General features: G+C 70.8%; 13 protein-coding genes and 2 pseudogenes. 7 read left to right on the top strand and 8 right to left on the bottom strand.

The features are described from left to right. Positions 1–111: 111 nt before the first annotated feature. Positions 112–531 carry a TOBE domain-containing protein gene (locus ACWGJB_RS18590; protein ID WP_453381217.1) on the bottom strand — a complete coding sequence of 140 codons (420 nt, stop codon included), beginning with the start codon at positions 529–531 and terminating at the stop codon, positions 112–114. A gap of 270 nt (positions 532–801) precedes the next feature. Between ACWGJB_RS18590 and ACWGJB_RS18585 the strand changes: the two genes are divergently transcribed. Next, positions 802–1,491 (top strand): M24 family metallopeptidase, encoded by a 690-nt coding sequence (locus ACWGJB_RS18585; RefSeq protein WP_453381216.1) that lies wholly within the window; start codon positions 802–804, stop codon positions 1,489–1,491. A gap of 115 nt (positions 1,492–1,606) precedes the next feature. Here ACWGJB_RS18585 and ACWGJB_RS18580 read toward each other — a convergent pair whose 3' ends face one another. Continuing rightward, on the bottom strand, positions 1,607–2,179 hold the full coding sequence (locus tag ACWGJB_RS18580; RefSeq protein WP_453381215.1) for a TetR/AcrR family transcriptional regulator: 573 nt from the start codon (positions 2,177–2,179) through the stop codon (positions 1,607–1,609). 135 nt (positions 2,180–2,314) lie between these two features. Here ACWGJB_RS18580 and ACWGJB_RS18575 point away from each other — a divergent pair, with 135 nt between their 5' ends. After that, a complete protein-coding gene (locus ACWGJB_RS18575; protein WP_453381214.1) occupies positions 2,315–3,133 on the top strand; it encodes an SDR family NAD(P)-dependent oxidoreductase in 819 nt (272 codons plus the stop codon). A 30-nt stretch (positions 3,134–3,163) separates the two neighbouring features. On the opposite strand, the gene ACWGJB_RS18570 is transcribed toward ACWGJB_RS18575, so the two are convergent. The 4 genes and pseudogenes from ACWGJB_RS18570 to ACWGJB_RS18555 form a co-directional block, all read right to left on the bottom strand. Next, the gene (locus ACWGJB_RS18570; RefSeq protein WP_453381213.1) at positions 3,164–4,078 is read right to left on the bottom strand and encodes a hypothetical protein; all 915 of its coding nucleotides are present in this window, start codon (positions 4,076–4,078) and stop codon (positions 3,164–3,166) included. A 4-nt stretch (positions 4,079–4,082) separates the two neighbouring features. Continuing rightward, positions 4,083–5,165 (bottom strand): NlpC/P60 family protein, encoded by a 1,083-nt coding sequence (locus tag ACWGJB_RS18565; RefSeq protein WP_453381212.1) that lies wholly within the window; start codon positions 5,163–5,165, stop codon positions 4,083–4,085. Positions 5,166–5,501: 336 nt separating this feature from the next. Next, positions 5,502–6,463, bottom strand: a pseudogene (locus ACWGJB_RS18560) (phosphotransferase family protein). A gap of 98 nt (positions 6,464–6,561) precedes the next feature. Beyond that, the gene (locus ACWGJB_RS18555) at positions 6,562–6,909 is read right to left on the bottom strand and encodes a hypothetical protein (RefSeq protein ID WP_453381211.1); all 348 of its coding nucleotides are present in this window, start codon (positions 6,907–6,909) and stop codon (positions 6,562–6,564) included. Positions 6,910–6,915: 6 nt separating this feature from the next. Here ACWGJB_RS18555 and ACWGJB_RS18550 point away from each other — a divergent pair, with 6 nt between their 5' ends. Together ACWGJB_RS18550 and ACWGJB_RS18545 are read left to right on the top strand one after the other, a co-directional pair. Further along, positions 6,916–7,227, top strand: a complete 312-nt coding sequence (locus ACWGJB_RS18550) for an SDR family oxidoreductase (protein WP_453381210.1) — start codon at positions 6,916–6,918, stop codon at positions 7,225–7,227. A gap of 241 nt (positions 7,228–7,468) precedes the next feature. Next, entirely contained in the window at positions 7,469–7,804 is a 336-nt protein-coding gene (locus ACWGJB_RS18545) for a hypothetical protein (RefSeq protein ID WP_453381209.1), read from the top strand. A gap of 53 nt (positions 7,805–7,857) precedes the next feature. Here ACWGJB_RS18545 and ACWGJB_RS18540 read toward each other — a convergent pair whose 3' ends face one another. Further along, a complete protein-coding gene (locus ACWGJB_RS18540; protein ID WP_453381208.1) occupies positions 7,858–10,761 on the bottom strand; it encodes an alpha-L-rhamnosidase-related protein in 2,904 nt (967 codons plus the stop codon). Between the two features lie 355 nt (positions 10,762–11,116). On the opposite strand from ACWGJB_RS18540, the gene ACWGJB_RS18535 reads away from it, so the two are divergent. After that, positions 11,117–12,976 carry a glycoside hydrolase family 76 protein gene (locus ACWGJB_RS18535; protein ID WP_453381207.1) on the top strand — a complete coding sequence of 620 codons (1,860 nt, stop codon included), beginning with the start codon at positions 11,117–11,119 and terminating at the stop codon, positions 12,974–12,976. Positions 12,977–13,031: 55 nt separating this feature from the next. Here the strand turns inward: ACWGJB_RS18535 and ACWGJB_RS18530 are convergent, their stop codons facing one another. Next, the gene (locus tag ACWGJB_RS18530) at positions 13,032–13,766 is read right to left on the bottom strand and encodes a cation:proton antiporter domain-containing protein (RefSeq protein ID WP_453381206.1); all 735 of its coding nucleotides are present in this window, start codon (positions 13,764–13,766) and stop codon (positions 13,032–13,034) included. 36 nt (positions 13,767–13,802) lie between these two features. Between ACWGJB_RS18530 and ACWGJB_RS18525 the strand changes: the two genes are divergently transcribed. Both ACWGJB_RS18525 and ACWGJB_RS18520 read left to right on the top strand, forming a co-directional pair. Continuing rightward, positions 13,803–13,946, top strand: coding sequence for a hypothetical protein (locus ACWGJB_RS18525; protein ID WP_453381205.1), 144 nt, complete (start codon positions 13,803–13,805; stop codon positions 13,944–13,946). Positions 13,947–14,010: 64 nt separating this feature from the next. Next, a pseudogene (locus ACWGJB_RS18520) lies at positions 14,011–14,463 on the top strand (flavin reductase family protein); the annotation flags it as partial. Positions 14,464–14,484: the final 21 nt, after the last annotated feature.

Here is a 14,484-nt window from a genome sequence, read left to right as displayed (position 1 = left end):
CCTCGGCCATGAACCGGACGTCGACGTCCCGGCCCTGCACACCGCGCCGGCCACCGGCGTCGCCTACGACGAGCCAAGGCCGGGTCACCGCCCGACGAGCCTCGGCCGGGGTCACGTGGTCGCGAGGGACACCTCGGTCGACTTGATCAGGGCCACGACCGGCGATCCGGCCGTCAGGCCGAGGTCGGCGACCGCGTCCTTGGTGATCGCCGAGGTGAGCTCGCCCCCGTCGACGGTGACCTTGACCGTGGCCATCGCCCCGCCCACGGCGACATCGCTGACCGTGCCGGGCAGCCGGTTACGGATGGACAGCCCCGTCACCGGGCCGGTGGCGAGGGCGACCTCGGTGGCCTTCATCATGGCCCGGACGGCCGACCCCTCGGCGAGCCCCAGGTCCTTGACCGCCTCCAGGGTGATCGCGGCGGTGAGGTCCTGGCCGCCGTCCAGGCGTACCTTCACGGTCGCCATCACCTCGCCGGGGGTGACGGCGGTGACGGTACCGGGGATCTGGTTGCGGATGCTCAGGCTCATGACTAGGCGCCTCACAGAAACAGAAAAGGGGACGGGAGTGGGGGATGGGGGTGAATTGGCGGGTTTTGCGTCGGTCGTGAGTCCATAAACTAGCCCGCTTCGGCAACGCCCGTTGCGCCCCCTGTCTCATCCGCCACCCGCCTGCCCGCCCGGCCCTGGCAAATCCGGGAAGGCGCCGAAACGGAGTCCTCGACCGAGCCGGCCGCGCACAGGGCAGGCGAAGTTCAATCTGATTGACTCGCGAGTGCAGCGAAACTTACCTTCGCTGCTATGGCTCATGACGAACCCACACGGGCGGCCCGGCTGCTGGACGCCCAGGTCAAGGCCGAGCGGCTCTTCGCCGAGATGGAGAAGCGGGGGCTGGTGGCGCCGGGCGAAGGAGAGCGGGCGGTCAGCGACCGCGTCCGTGACCTGGCGAACGAACTCTTCGGTACGACCCGGCACTGGCACAAGCGGATCGTGCGCTCGGGCCCGAACACCCTCAAGCCGTACCGGGAGAACCCGCCGGACCGCCTGATCGGAGCGGACGACATCGTGTTCGCCGACTTCGGGCCGATCTTCGAGGAGTACGAGGCCGACTTCGGGCGGACCTTCGTACTCGGCGACGACCCGGTCAAGCGACGGCTGCGCGACGACCTGGCGAAGGTCTTCGCCGCCGGCAAGCGGTTCTTCGAGGCCGATCCGGACATCACCGGGAAGCGGCTGTACGCCGAGGTGGAGCGGCTGGCCACCGAGGCCGGCTGGGAACTGGGCGGCTGGCACGCCGGTCACCTGGTCGGCGAGTTCCCGCACGAGAAGATCGACGGCGCGGACACCGAGTCGTACATCGCACCCGCCAACGACACGCCCCTGCGCCGTACCGACAAGGCGGGCCGTACCTGCCACTGGATCCTGGAGATCCATCTCATCGACCGGCAGCGGGAGTTCGGCGGCTTCTACGAGGAGCTGCTCACGCTCTGAGCCGACTCGGGCGGCGTCGCCGAGCCCCGTCCTGCCTCCGCGGGGCTTCGGCAGGGACCGCGTACCGCGCTTCCCGGCTCGCCGGGTCGTTCGTCATGGGCTCGCCCGGCCGGGGTCAGTCGGTGGCCGTGCCGGGGCGTGCCTGGCGGAGGCACTGGTCGAGGCGTTCCAGGAAGTCGTCGAAGGGCTGGTCGTCGGGCCAGGTCTGGTAGGCGGTCTCGGCGGCGGCGAGGGCGAGGTTGACCTGCAGGGTGGCGGTCAGTTCGTCGCCGTGGGCGGCGCGGGCGGCCACCCACTGGCGGAGTTCGGTGAAGAACCGTTCGCCGAAGTTCTGGCCGGACTGGGCGAGGGCGGGGGACTGCGCCTTGAGGCGGCGCTGCATGGGCATGCGGTCCCGCAGGTTCTCCAGGAAGCCGGTGAGGATCGCGGTCAGCGAGTCCCAGAGCGGCTCGTCCGCGGGGCGGTCGGCCATCAGGTCCTGCCAGGCGTGCCGTTCGTCGGGGGCCTGGTCGAAGACGACGGCCTCCTTGCCCGCGAAGTAGTTGAAGAAGGTGGCACGCGAGACGTTCGCCGCGGCCGCGATCTGCTCGACGGTGGTTGCCTCGTAGCCCTGCTCGTCGAACAGCCGCAGCGCGGCCGACCGGATGGCATGCCAGGTCGCGAGCTTTTTGCGCTCCCGCAGGTTCATCGCACCTCTTTCTCCCAGGGGCATCGTACGTCCCGGACTCTGGACTCTTCTATTTTTGGACTCGTCTAAGTTCTGGGCTACAGTGCAGTCGGCCCCGGGAGGTCTGTCCCGGGGCCGGTCCCGAAGGAGAACACCATGAGCAAGGTCTGGTTCATCACCGGTACGTCCCGCGGTCTGGGCCGCGCGTTCGCCGAGTCCGCCCTGGAACGCGGGGACAGGGTCGCCGCGACCGCCAGGAACGTCGCCTCGCTGGACGGCCTCGTCGCCAAGTACGGCGAGGACGCGGTGCTGCCCGTCGCGCTGGACGTCACCGACAGGGCGGCCGTGACCGCCGCGGTGGCCGCCGCGCACGAGAAGTTCGGCCGCCTGGACGTGGTGGTCAACAACGCCGGCTACGGCCTGTTCGGCATGGTCGAGGAGATCAGCGAGCAGCAGCTGCGCGACCAGATGGAGACGAACCTCTTCGGTGCCTTCTGGGTCACCCAGGCCGCCCTGCCGGTCATGCGGGCCCAGGGCAGCGGTCACATCGTGCAGATCTCCTCCGTCGGCGGTGTCGCCGCGTTCCCCTCGCTCGGCGGGTACCACGCGTCCAAGTGGGCGCTGGAGGGCTTCAGCGAGGCCCTCGCGCAGGAGGTCGCGGGCGCGGGGATCAAGGTAACCGTGGTCGAGCCGGGCGGCTTCTCCACCGACTGGGGCGGCTCCTCGGGCGTGTGGGCCGAGCCGAACCCCGCCTACGACGAGGTCCGTGCGGCCATCGCGGCCCGGTTCGGCGACGCCCGGTACGCCGACCCGGCCGACGCCGGCACCGCCCTGCTGCAGATCGTCGACGCCGAGAACCCGCCGCTGCGGGTGCTGTTCGGCACCGAGCCCATCGAGATCCTCGCGCCCCTGTACGCCGAGCGCCTGCAGACCTGGGCCGACTGGCAGCACGTCTCCCGCACCGCCCAGGGCTGACCCGTTCCTCGGCGGCGCGCCCCGGCCGGCCTACGGCGATGGCTCGGTGGACCGGCCGGGCCACCGGGTGAAGCGGCTGAGCCCCCGCCGCGTGGGCTTGAGTGGCTTGTCCTCGGGAGCGACCGGCCCCTGGCCCGCGGTCACGGCCGGAACCGTGGCCGATGCCGGTACGGACCGGCCGCCCCGGCCGAGCCGGCTCCGGACGGCCTGGGCCATGGCCTGATGGGACGGTTCCAGCAACAGGCCCTCCGTCGACAGGTGCTCCCACATGTGCAGCAACTCCTGCCCCCGGGTGGCCACCTGGCCCTCGTCGATCAGCCGCTGCCATGCCGCGGTGGCGCGGGCCACCTCGGGCGCCGCCCGGTTCAGATCGGTGCGGCAGCGGATGCGCGCGACGGTCAGCGCGAGGACGGTGGAGAGCATGTAGTCGCCGCGCTGGTACGCGAGGTACGCCTCGATCGCCCGTGCCTCCAGAGAGAGTTCGTCCTCCGCGCCCCTGCGCAGCGTGAGGTGCTCCCGCAGCGCGCTGGCGAGGACGAACGCGGCGTGCAGCTCCTCGCGCTGCGCGTGCTGGATGATCCGCTCGACACGGGCGAGCGGCGGGAACGACTCCTCCTCCGCGGCCGTACGTTCACGCCCGGGCGGCAGGTCCTCCTCGTCGGCGATGGTCCGGCTGGAGCCGTCGGGGTACACACGCAGCCGTGCCACCTGCTGCACGGTCCGGTCGATGACGGTGGCCGCCACCGGTGCCCGCAGGGTGCGGGCGAACATGGCGATGGCGTCGAGTATCGCCTCGTTGGGTGGCCGGGTGCCGCCCATCTCCAGCAGATGGCCGTTGACCACCGTCGACCCGTCCTCGGCCACATAGGCGTCGAGCCGGATCAGCGGCGGTGCGCTGAGCGCGGGCAGGTTTCCCCCGTCACGGGGGGTCAGCGAGTAGGTCATCCGTTCAGACTCCGGGTCGGACGACACCGAGGATGGGCATGGAGGCGGCCGGCGCGATCGTGACCGTGCGTCCGGGACGCGGGGCGTGCACGATCTGCCCGTCCCCTATGTACATGCCCACGTGCGTGGCGTCGTAGTAGATGATCAGGTCCCCCGGCTGCACGGAGGCCAGGCCGACCCGGGTCAGCCCCTGCCACTGTGCCTGCGAGGTACGGGGTATGGGGTGCCCGGCCGCCGCCCAGGCCGTGGAGGTGAGTCCCGAGCAGTCGTACGACGAGGGGCCCACGGCACCCCACACGTACGGTTTGCCGATCTGCGCCATCGCGAAGTCGACGGCCCTCGCGGCCGCTCCGCTCGCCTTCGACCCACCGCTGCCCGAGCCGGTACCGGTCGAGGTGCCGCCGGAATCGGGTCCCGTCCACTTGGACTTGGCCTCCTGCGCCTCCTCCTTCTCCAACTGGGCGAGCTTGCGGGTCTGTTCCTTCTTGAGTCCCGCCTCGATCTGCTCGGCCTCGGCGATCTTCTTCTCGATCTTCCCCTTGGCCTCGGCCTTGTCCGCGCGGCTGCTCCTCAGCTCCCGCAATTTCTCGGCGGCGGCGTCGGTCTGCCGGTCCAGCTCCGCGTGGGCGCTCTGCTGCGTCTCGGAGACGTTGACCAGGTTCCGCATGGCCTGGCGGGCCTGGGAAGCCTCGTCGAGGGCCTGGTCGGGGTGGTCGCCGAGCAGCAACTGGATGCCCGTGGCGTCGAGATTGCCCCCGCGGTACTGCGTCCGGGCGGCCACACCCACGAGGGCGTGCAGATCGTCCAGCCGGCTCTGGGTGCGGGCCAGGTCCTTGCGGAGCGACGTCAGCCGTTTCTCCTGCGCGGCCGCCTTCACGTTCGCGGTGTCGTACGCCTCCGTGGCCACCTCCGCCTGGCGGTAGAGGCCGTTCAGCTCGTTGTGGATGTCCTCGATCGACTGGTCGTTCCGTGGATCGGGTGTACCCGGGGCCGCGTAACTCGGGCCGGGTAACAGCGTGATCGCACAGACGAGGGCTGCTATGGCGGCACGGCTGCGCAGCCGTCTGCCGCCGGTCGACACGTTCATCGGCTCCATCTTCAGAGGTCGCGTGCGGGGCGGCTCGGACAGGTGACTTGCCCATCGCGGTTGCCACCGCGGTTCTCACGGAGGACCGTTCGAGCCTCGAACACACTACCTCCCCTTGAACGGCAGCCCCTTGTATCCCCACACGTGTCGCAAACAGCACACAGCGCCTGATCGGGTGCCGGCCGCCCGGCAGTCACTCCCGGAGCCCCGGGATCTCAACGACTCAACCGGCAACTGGTTGCCGGGACAGGGGAGCAGAGAGACACGAAGGTGAACACCGGTACAGAAACGCCGCGTTGTGGTGAGCTTCGTCTCGAAGCTCTCGGCTGTCCGGGCTCAGCCCAGCGCGTCCATCAGGGCGGTGACGTAGGCATCCAGCCGCTTCTCCACGGCCCGCGTCGTCAGTTCCGCCCTACCCGCCTCCCGCCACGGCCGGGCCACCCACGCCACATCCCCGCGAACGCCAGAGCGTCCAGCAGCCGCCAGTACAACCGCTCGTTCGCGGTCGCGGCCAGCACCCCACCGGCCTCCTCGTACGCCTCGGCGAACCGCAGACCCCATGTCGGGCCGTGCAGCAGCGCGAGATTGGTGGAGCAGTGCGCCACATCGAGGTCCGCCGGGCCCCAGGAGGTCTGCACCCAGTCGACGACCCCGGTGATCCGGGGACCCGCCGGGCTCGCGGACGTTGCGTCGAACAGCACGTTGCCGGGGTGGAAGTCCCGGTGCAGGAACCGTCCCTCGTAGGGCGGCGCAGGCTTGCGGATCGCGTCGGCCGCCGCGGCCCACGCGGTCGCGTCGGCGCCGCTGGGAGGGGCGACGGCGTCGGCGGTCGTCCATGCCTGGTACGTCCGGGGACGCTCGGCAGGTCGCAGTGCGTGAAGGGCCACGAGCTGACGGGCCAGCAGGGGGAGGCGCGTCTCCAGTCCCTGGTCGTCAAGGACCGTCCGGCCCGCCAGATGTGTCATCAGGAGCGACGGATACTCGCATTGCGCGGCGGTGGGATCGGCCGCGACCGGTCCTGGAGCCGGCACGCGGGTCCCCGCGAGGAGGGTGAGGGCACCGGTCTCCCGGTTCAGCAGGTCCTCGGCGTGCTCCACGAAGGACGGGTCGACGAAGGTCCGCAGTACCAGGTCGCGGGTGTCTCCGTGCCGTGTGCCGATGGTCAGCCGCCGCATTTCGGCGGTGATGCCGCCGTGCAGCGCCTGGGTTCTGACGATCCGTTCGCCGGCCTTCAGCTGCCGGCTCACCCAAGCCAGGGTCAACGGTCGGACGGCCCCCGCCTCATCGTGGTCGGTCACCCGGCCACCCCATCATCCGGACGACGGCCCGCGCAAAGGCTCTCCCCGGAGGCGACGGCCACACTGCGGATTTCGGTGCCGGCGAGTCACCCGCACGGTCAGAGATCTCTGGACCTGATCCAGGCGACCGAGAGCACCAGAGCCGCGCCGATCACAGCGCCGCCGACTTCCTGGGCCGCACGAACCAGCAGGTCGGAGCGGTCGGCCACGGCCCAGTCCCGGCCCGCGTAGAGCGGTATGCCCGTCACGAGCTCTTCGTCGTCCTGGAAGGACAGGCCTTCGATCTCACGCCGCCCCTGCTGCCCGCCGGGCAGACGCCACGCGCCCCGGCACGGGCCGTCCCATTCGCAGTGAACATGTCCTTCCGTCGACGTCCGGTGACCCTCGACGAACCGGTAGGCGTTCTTGACACTCGACGGACCGACCATCGACCTGAAGGACCGCATGACCAAGTGGCAGTACCTCCTGTAGGCAGGAGCCACTCCGGCACCAAGGCGTACATCAGCCACCTCACCCGGCTGCTGCGCGTCGAGCTCGGCCCCAAGATGGTCCGTGTGGCCACCATCGAGCCCGGCATGGTCGACACCGAGCTGCCCGACCACGTCACCGACCCCGACGCCTCCAAGCTGATGGCCGACCTCATCCACGACTTCGACGTCCTGCAGAGCGCCGACGTCGCCGAGACCGTCGCCTTCATGGCCGCCGTCCCCCGCCACGTCAACCTCACCGAGATCACCATCCTGCCCACCGCCCAGGCCGTCTAGGTCAAGGACGTCACCGCCCGGCTCATCGGCGACGCCGGCTTCGACCCCGTGCACGTCGGCGATCTCGATCCGGGAGCGCGGCTGCCGGAGGAGTGTTCCGGCCTCACCCGCGCCCTGGCCGGCCAGATCGGCCGTTCTTCCACCGCTACGGCGGGCCCGGCGAACCGTGGGCCGCGATGGCACCTCTGAGGCTCCTCAAGTCGCTTGGTGTGCGGCGAACATGGCCGTCAGGCTGAGCCTCATGACAGGAATCACGGGACTGAGCAAGAAGAACACCTTCGTGCTGGCCATCCGGGACGCGGACGTGGTCGCGGCGGCCCTGCGCCAGGCACTGGCGGAAGCCTCGCCGGAGGAACGCCCGGGCCTGGAACGCGCAGCCGCACTCGTGGCGGCCACCGCCTCCGCCACCGAGATCGGGCTGCGCGCCCGCTGGGTCCGCTCCCGGCTGGCCGCCGTCGGCTTCACCGGGGACATCACCTCCGTCGCCGCGGTGAAGGCGCTGCGGCAGGCGGAGCCGAAACTGAGCCTGCTCGCGGCGGTGCAGCTGCAGAAGGAGACGGTGGCGCACCCCGAGTGAATCCGGCAGCCCGCGCACCGCGCCCGGGCGGGCTGCCGGAGGTGCCGTGCTGCTCAGGGGGTGAGGTAGCAGCCCTTCCGGACGCCCGGCAGCGGGTCGGTGCCGCCGAACGCCGCCGTCGTGCAACCGGTCCCGCCGGTGAACGTCCGGTAGACGAAGGTGCCCCGCGCGCCGTAGGCCACGGTCCGCTGCCCGCCGAAGGCGCATGTCCCGGTTTCGTCCGAGCAGTTCGTGGCGTACCCGGCCGGGCCGCCGGTGGCGGTGTAGCACGCTTTCGACTCGCCGGGGATCGGGTCGCCGAACGTCGCGTCGGTGCACGGGGTGTCGCCGGTGGCCCTGAGCGTGGTGAACGCTCCGAACGCGCCGTACGTCACCGGCTGTCCGGCGGCGGCCGGGCAGGTGCCGTTCTGGTCCGCGCACTTGGTCCAGCCGCCCGCCGGTGCTCCGGCGGACGGCAGGTAGCAGGACTTGGCGACACCGTCGACGGGATCGCCGAAGTGGGCGTTGGAGCAGGTGACGGAGCCGTTGGTGACCTGGTGCACGAAGTTGCCGTTCGCGCCGTAGACGACGTCACGGTTGTAGCCGGGCACGGCGCAGGTGCCGCCCTCGGCCGCGCAGGCGGTGTAGCCCGGCGGGCCGCCCGCGTCGGCGACGTAGCAGGACTTCACGAGGTTCGGCGCCGGGTCGCCGCCGAAGGAGTCGCTGGTGCAGGCGGTGCTTCCGGTCACCGTCTGGTACGTGTAGGTCCCGGCGCCGTAGGCCACCGAACGGGTGCCGCTGAAGGAGCAGCTGCCGCCCTCGCCCGCGCACCGGGTGTAGCCCGCGCGCAGTGCACCGGTGGTGGCCGGGTCGGCCGATGCGGCCGGGTTGCCGAGGCCGGTGGCGGTCACGGTGTAGCTCCCCGGGGCGACGCCGGTGAGGTAGACGTACGTGTCGTCCTGGCTCGCGCCGGTGATGCCGGAGGCGGGCGTGAAGGATCCGCCGCGCCAGACGACGCTGCCGTTCACGGACACCGAGACGTCGCCGCCGCCGAACTTCGGGACGCCGATACGGCCACTGGTGCCGGACGGGCTGGTCAGGTGCGCCGTGTAGGTGCCGGCGGCGGGGTCGCGGGTCCAGGATGCGCTGACGGCGCCCTGGGGCAGGGTGATGCGGCCCTCGGCGCTGGTCAGGTCGCCGGGGTGCGGGACGAAGCGGTAGGCGCCGGCCGCCGACTCGGGTGCGGTGCCCAGCACGTCGAAGGTGAGCGTGGAGGTGGGCGCGGTGGACCAGCCGTGGGCCAGGCTCATGAACGAACCGCCGTAGGCGAGCCCGCCGTCGGCCTTGACGCCCTCCCAGAAGGTGCTCTTCGTGCCGATGCCGCTGTCGAGCATGTGACCCCAGGTGCGGCGGATCTGGTCCAGGGCGGTGTAGTCGTCGTTCGCCGTGAAGCGGGCGTTGAGTTCCATGCCGCCCGCGAAGGGCGAGACGTTGCCGCCCCATTCGGGGGTGGTGGGTCCGTACGCGCCCCAGTTCTTCCCGAGCCCCGCGACGACGCTCTTCGCCTTGGCCGCGGAATCGGTCAACCCGTACCAGACAGCGAGGGAGTTGCCGTCCTGCGGGTACAGGCCGCTGGTGGGGTTGTCCTTGTACAGGCCCTTGGAGGCGTCCCACAGACGGGAGTTGGCCGCGGCCTTGATCGCGTCCGCCTTGCCGGTCCAGCTCGCGGCGAGCGCTGTGTCGCCCTCGGCCGTGGCCAGGGTCGCGCCACCCTTGAGCGCCGCGTACAGCAGCGCGTTGGCGGAGATGTTCTCACCGCCCTGGCCGACCCGGGCCCAGTCCTGGGTACGGGTCACGTTGAGCAGGCTGTTGCCGTCGATCTTGTTGGTGATGAAGGCCATCCCGCGCTTGTAGTTGGCCCACTCCGAGTCCAGCCACGCCCGGTCGGCGGTGTACGTGTAGTACGTCGACGTGCCCAGCAGCGTCCAGGTGTGGTACGTGTCCGAGCCGGTGAGGTTGAACGGCGGCCCCGACCAGGGGATTTCGCCCTCCGCCGACTGTGCGTCGTACATCGTCGTCAGCGCGTTGCGGGTCGAGGTGAGGTCGCCCGAGTACGCGTACTGCGTGGGTACGGCGATGCCCATGTCGCCGGGCCACACCGTGCGGTCGCGCTTGGCGCCGTCGACCAGGACGGAGTCACCGACCCCGACGGTCGCGCTGTTGTCCCACGCGGAGGACGGCGGGGGCCAGGCGCGGCCCTGGTGCGAGGCGATCGTGTTGAGCTGCACCGTGTAGGCCCCGGCGTACCAGATGCGGTTGAGCAGGTCGTCGCCGGAGTGGAAGTAGTTGGGGTAGTCGGCCGGGTCGGACTTCCCGGGTGCCGCCGTGAAGCCGAGGCTGACGCCCTTGAGGTCGACCCAGCCCGAGGTGTCGAGGAAGACGGTCAAGTAGCGGAATCCGCCGCGGAGTTGAGCGGTGGGCAGCGTGTAGGTGCCGTTGGCGGAGGCCGTGGCGTAGAGGGCCCCGTCCTCGCCGTCGCGGCCGCTGCTGCGGTCGCTGTTGTTGCCGGCGTACAGGGACGATTCGCTGAAGGCCAGGCCGACCCGTTGACCGCTGTCGCTCGCACTCCCGAAGGACAACGTTGTCACACCGCCGACCTCTTTGCCGAAGTCGAGCGTGATGGCCGACTGGGAGCCGGAGATCCGGGTCGGCTGTCCGCTCATTACGTTCTGCGGGTTCGCGACGCTGCCGGACGTCCGGTAGACGGCGGTCGGCTCGAGGGTGCGTGAGGTCGGCGAGTAGTTCAGCGGGTCGACCGCCGCCGCCCGGGCGCCCCTCGGGGTCACCGCGGCGGATGCCGGTGCGGCGGTGCCGGCGGCCGGGGCGGGGCCCGCGGCGAGCGTGGTGGCCGCGACGACGGCGAGGCCGAGCAGATGATGCCGGCCCGGCGGTCTGCTCAGCGGGGAGCGACGGCGCATGGAAACCTCCTGGGTGGGGGGTGCGGGTGCCAGGGTGGCGCGATTTATGAAACGATTCAAATTCGTGCCGCACGAGGCCTGTTGCCTGTTGTGGCAGCTGGATGTACGAGGAGCATCGCCGAAGTTCCACCGATGATGGGCGCCGGGAAACGGGGTGTCAACCCGTTGCGGCCACACCTCGACTCCCGTGGAACAGAGCTCCCTTGCGGCATTGACAGGGCCCCGCCAAGCCGGTTCACTGCCTCGCAGACAGGTATGGACCAGTGCTCGAATCCGGCCCGGCTCGACAAGAGCCACCGGCCCCCGTCACGCGCGTCGACCGTCGTCCCCCATCGTGAAATCGAGGCGAGTCCCGGTGTCCTCACACAGCTCAGACATCGTTGTCAGATCACGCCTGCTCGGCTTCCTGCCGGCGGCCGCGCTCGCGTTCGCCGCCCTGGTCCCGGCCGCGACACCCGCGTCCGCCGCGACCCAGGTCTGCGTACTGGCCTGCGACACGCTCGACCCCTCGCAGGCCCGCCAGGAGACCTTCCCGGTACCGGACAAGGACCTCAACGGTCGTCGCCTGGAACTGCACGTGTCCGACGCGGACGACATGGCGTGGGCCAGCATCGACGACGGCGTGACCGGGGACTCGGTGTGGCTGGACCGCTCCTGGGACGGCGGCGCCACCTGGGAGGGACTGCTCGGCAAGGCGAGCGTCCCGGGCACCTGGACCGGCACCAGGACCCTGATGTACAACATCACCGACCCCCGCAACCACCGCCGAGGGCTGGTCCGGGCCTGCGGTGACGCGGCAGGCGTGGGCTGCACGAACTGGGTCTATCCCACCGTCTGCGACACCCTCTGCGACGGCACGAGCGCGGGCCAGGCGGCCGGCGACGACCAGCCGGTACCGTCCACCACCCTCTACGGCCGCACGATCCGGCTCCACCTCGACCAGCGGAACTCGATGGCCTGGGCGAGCATCGACACCGGTGGCTCCGGTGACGAGATCTGGCTCGACCGCTCCTGGGACGGCGGCTCGACCTGGCCGGACGGTTCCTCCCTCGGCCGAACCGCCACCCCGTCCGGTGCCACCGGCACCCGTACCGCGATGTACGCGACCCGTGACCCGCGCGGCCTCCTCTACGGCGGCGCGGTCCGCGCCTGCGGGCGGGAGGCGAGCCACAACGAGGGCAGCTGCACCGCCTGGGTCAGGCCCGCGCCGACCCGGGCGCGCGCGGCGGCGGACGCGCTGATGACGTCCTACGACCCCTACAACGGCTGGTGGCCGAGCAGTTGGTGGAACTCGGCGGCCACGCTCACCTCCCTCATCGACTTCGCGAAGACCACCGGCACGCACGACTACGACTGGGTCGTCGCGCGCACCTTCGACCAGAACAAGGGTGTCTTCGCCGCCGGGGTGCGCAGCTCGGACGCGATCGAGGGCGACTTCATCAGCCGGTCCATCGACGACTCGGGCTGGTGGGCCATCGCCTGGATCGACGCGTACGACTACACCCACGACTCCCGGTATCTCGACGAGGCCGTCACCATCGCCGACTACGTCCAGCAATACTGGGACACCGGCACCTGCGGCGGTGGCGTGTGGTGGGACCGTGAACGGACCTACAAGAACGCGGTGACGAACGGCCAGTACCTGTGGCTGACCACCGCACTGCACCAGCGCATCCCGGGCGACACCGTGTGGCTCCAGCGGGCGAAGACGTCCGCCGCCTGGTACCGGGCCAGCGGGATGATCGACTCGTCGGGTCTGGTGAACGACGGCCTGACCTCGTCGTGCACCAACAACGGCTCCACCGTGTGGAGTTACAACCAGGGGCTGGCCATCGGCGGCTTCACCGAACTGTGGAAGTCCACCGGGGACAGCTCGCTGCTGACCACCGCGCGGACCCTGGCCGACGCCGCGGTCGGCCGTCCGGCGCTGACGGTCGGCGGAGTGCTCACCGAGTCCTGCGACGTCGGCTCGGCATCCTGCGACGACAACCAGAAGCAGTTCAAGGGCATCTTCATGCGCAACTTCGCCGACCTGGCGACCGTCACCGGCTCCAGCGTGTACCGGAGTTATGTGCAGAAGCAGGCGGACACCCTGTGGGCACAGGACCGGACCTCCCTCAACGCCCTCGGTGAGCGCTGGGCCGGGACCAGCCCGAACCAGACCGACTGGCGGACCCAGGCCAGTGCCCTCGGAGCGCTCACCGCCGCCGGGTGAGGACGGAACCGGTCGGCGCCGGGGCGCACTTCAGACCCGGCCGCGGAGGGGTCCTTCATGGGTGCAGGGGCTCGTCCGGGGAGGCCGGTGATGCGGCCGTGGGATTCGCCCTGCCTGTCAGCCGGACCTCCTCCACGTCGAGCATGCGCTGGACGGTCCGCAGGACGATGTCGTCGATGCGGCCGGCGTCGCGCAGGTCCGTGAGGGTGTTCCGCTTGACCTGGAGCAGGGCGAGTTCGAGGCGCCGTACGCTCTCCTGGCGCCGCGCGGTGCCGGGAGCGGGGGCCGTACGGTCCTCGATGTCCTGGACCATGCGCCGGGTGTCCCGCTCGGGGACCCCGAACCGCTGCGCCAGCTCCGGCAGGGCGTGCAGTGCGGCACTGCTCATGCGGCAGCGGACGAGGGTGAGTTCGGCGGTCTTGTCCGTGTCCTCGGGGAAGCGGGCCCGGCGGACCATGGCCGGCAGCGTGGGACCGAGGACCGTGAGGGTGACGACGATGACGACGGTCGTGAGGAACACCACGGCGTCACGCTGCCCGACGACATGTCCCCCGGCGGTCGTGGCGGGCACGGTCAGCGCGGCGGCCAGCGAGATGGCGCCACGCATCCCCGCCCACGCCAGCGGCAGCCGCTGGCGTCCGGTGATCCGACGCTCGCGCTGCCGGGGACGCCGGTCCACGAGCCTGACGAGATAGGGGACCGAGTAGAACCAGGCGATCCGGGTCCCGATCACGGCGACGCTCACGGCGAGGGCGGCGAACGCCGCCTGTACCAAAGAGACGGAGGTCAACGCCCGTACTCGGCAGCGACGGTCCGCGATCTGCTCGTGGAGCAGGTTCGGCGGGCTTCGGTCAACTACTTGGAGGCGACACTCGCGTTCGGCGACCTGACTCCTGAAGAGGCCAAGGCCAACCTGGACGCGTTCGCGACGACCGTCATGCCCGCCGTGCGCGAAGCGGCCGACCGATGAGCGCGCCGACTCGGCGCGGGCCGTCGGCCCCGCTGCCTTCCGTTCCGTCCTCGGCACCTTCTGCACCGGAGTGACCGTCATCACGGCGCTGGGACCCGATGGGCCGCTGGGCTTCTCCTGCCAGTCCTTCGCTTCGCTGTCCCTCGACCCACCGCTCATCCTGATCAGCCCTTCCAGGAACTCGACGACCTGGCCGAAAATGCGGGAGATCGGGTACTTCTGCGTCAACATCCTCGCGGAGGAGCACGAGCGGCTCAGCGGGCAGATGGCTCGTTCGGGCACCGACAAATTCGCAGACGTCGAATGGGACACCACCCACCTGGGCGCACCGCGTCTCAGCGGTGCGCTCGCCTGGCTCGACTGCGCCGTCGCCGCCGAGAACGCCGGGGGTGATCACACCGTCGTCGTGGCCGCGGTCCACGATCTCGCCGCCTCGCCGCACGGCAACCCGCTGCTCTACTACCGGAGCAGGTACGCCGCCCTCGACCGGAACGGAGAGCGAGCGGTGTCTTCGTGAGGATCTGGTGGTCGTGGTGAT

It is taken from the genome of Streptomyces sp. NPDC054813, from assembly GCF_053611365.1.
This window is presented reverse-complemented; position numbering and strand designations above follow the sequence as displayed.

Bases quoted from the DNA above. Each gene is read 5' to 3' on its own strand.
- ACWGJB_RS18545 (WP_453381209.1), top strand. From the start codon at position 7,469: ATGACAGGAATCACGGGACTGAGCAAGAAGAACACCTTCGTGCTGGCC.
- ACWGJB_RS18585 (WP_453381216.1), top strand. From the start codon at position 802: ATGGCTCATGACGAACCCACACGGGCGGCCCGGCTGCTGGACGCCCAG.
- ACWGJB_RS18580 (WP_453381215.1), bottom strand. From the start codon at position 2,179: ATGAACCTGCGGGAGCGCAAAAAGCTCGCGACCTGGCATGCCATCCGG.
- ACWGJB_RS18555 (WP_453381211.1), bottom strand. From the start codon at position 6,909: ATGCGGTCCTTCAGGTCGATGGTCGGTCCGTCGAGTGTCAAGAACGCC.
- ACWGJB_RS18540 (WP_453381208.1), bottom strand. From the start codon at position 10,761: ATGCGCCGTCGCTCCCCGCTGAGCAGACCGCCGGGCCGGCATCATCTG.
- ACWGJB_RS18575 (WP_453381214.1), top strand. From the start codon at position 2,315: ATGAGCAAGGTCTGGTTCATCACCGGTACGTCCCGCGGTCTGGGCCGC.
- ACWGJB_RS18570 (WP_453381213.1), bottom strand. From the start codon at position 4,078: ATGACCTACTCGCTGACCCCCCGTGACGGGGGAAACCTGCCCGCGCTC.
- ACWGJB_RS18590 (WP_453381217.1), bottom strand. From the start codon at position 531: ATGAGCCTGAGCATCCGCAACCAGATCCCCGGTACCGTCACCGCCGTC.
- ACWGJB_RS18565 (WP_453381212.1), bottom strand. From the start codon at position 5,165: ATGAACGTGTCGACCGGCGGCAGACGGCTGCGCAGCCGTGCCGCCATA.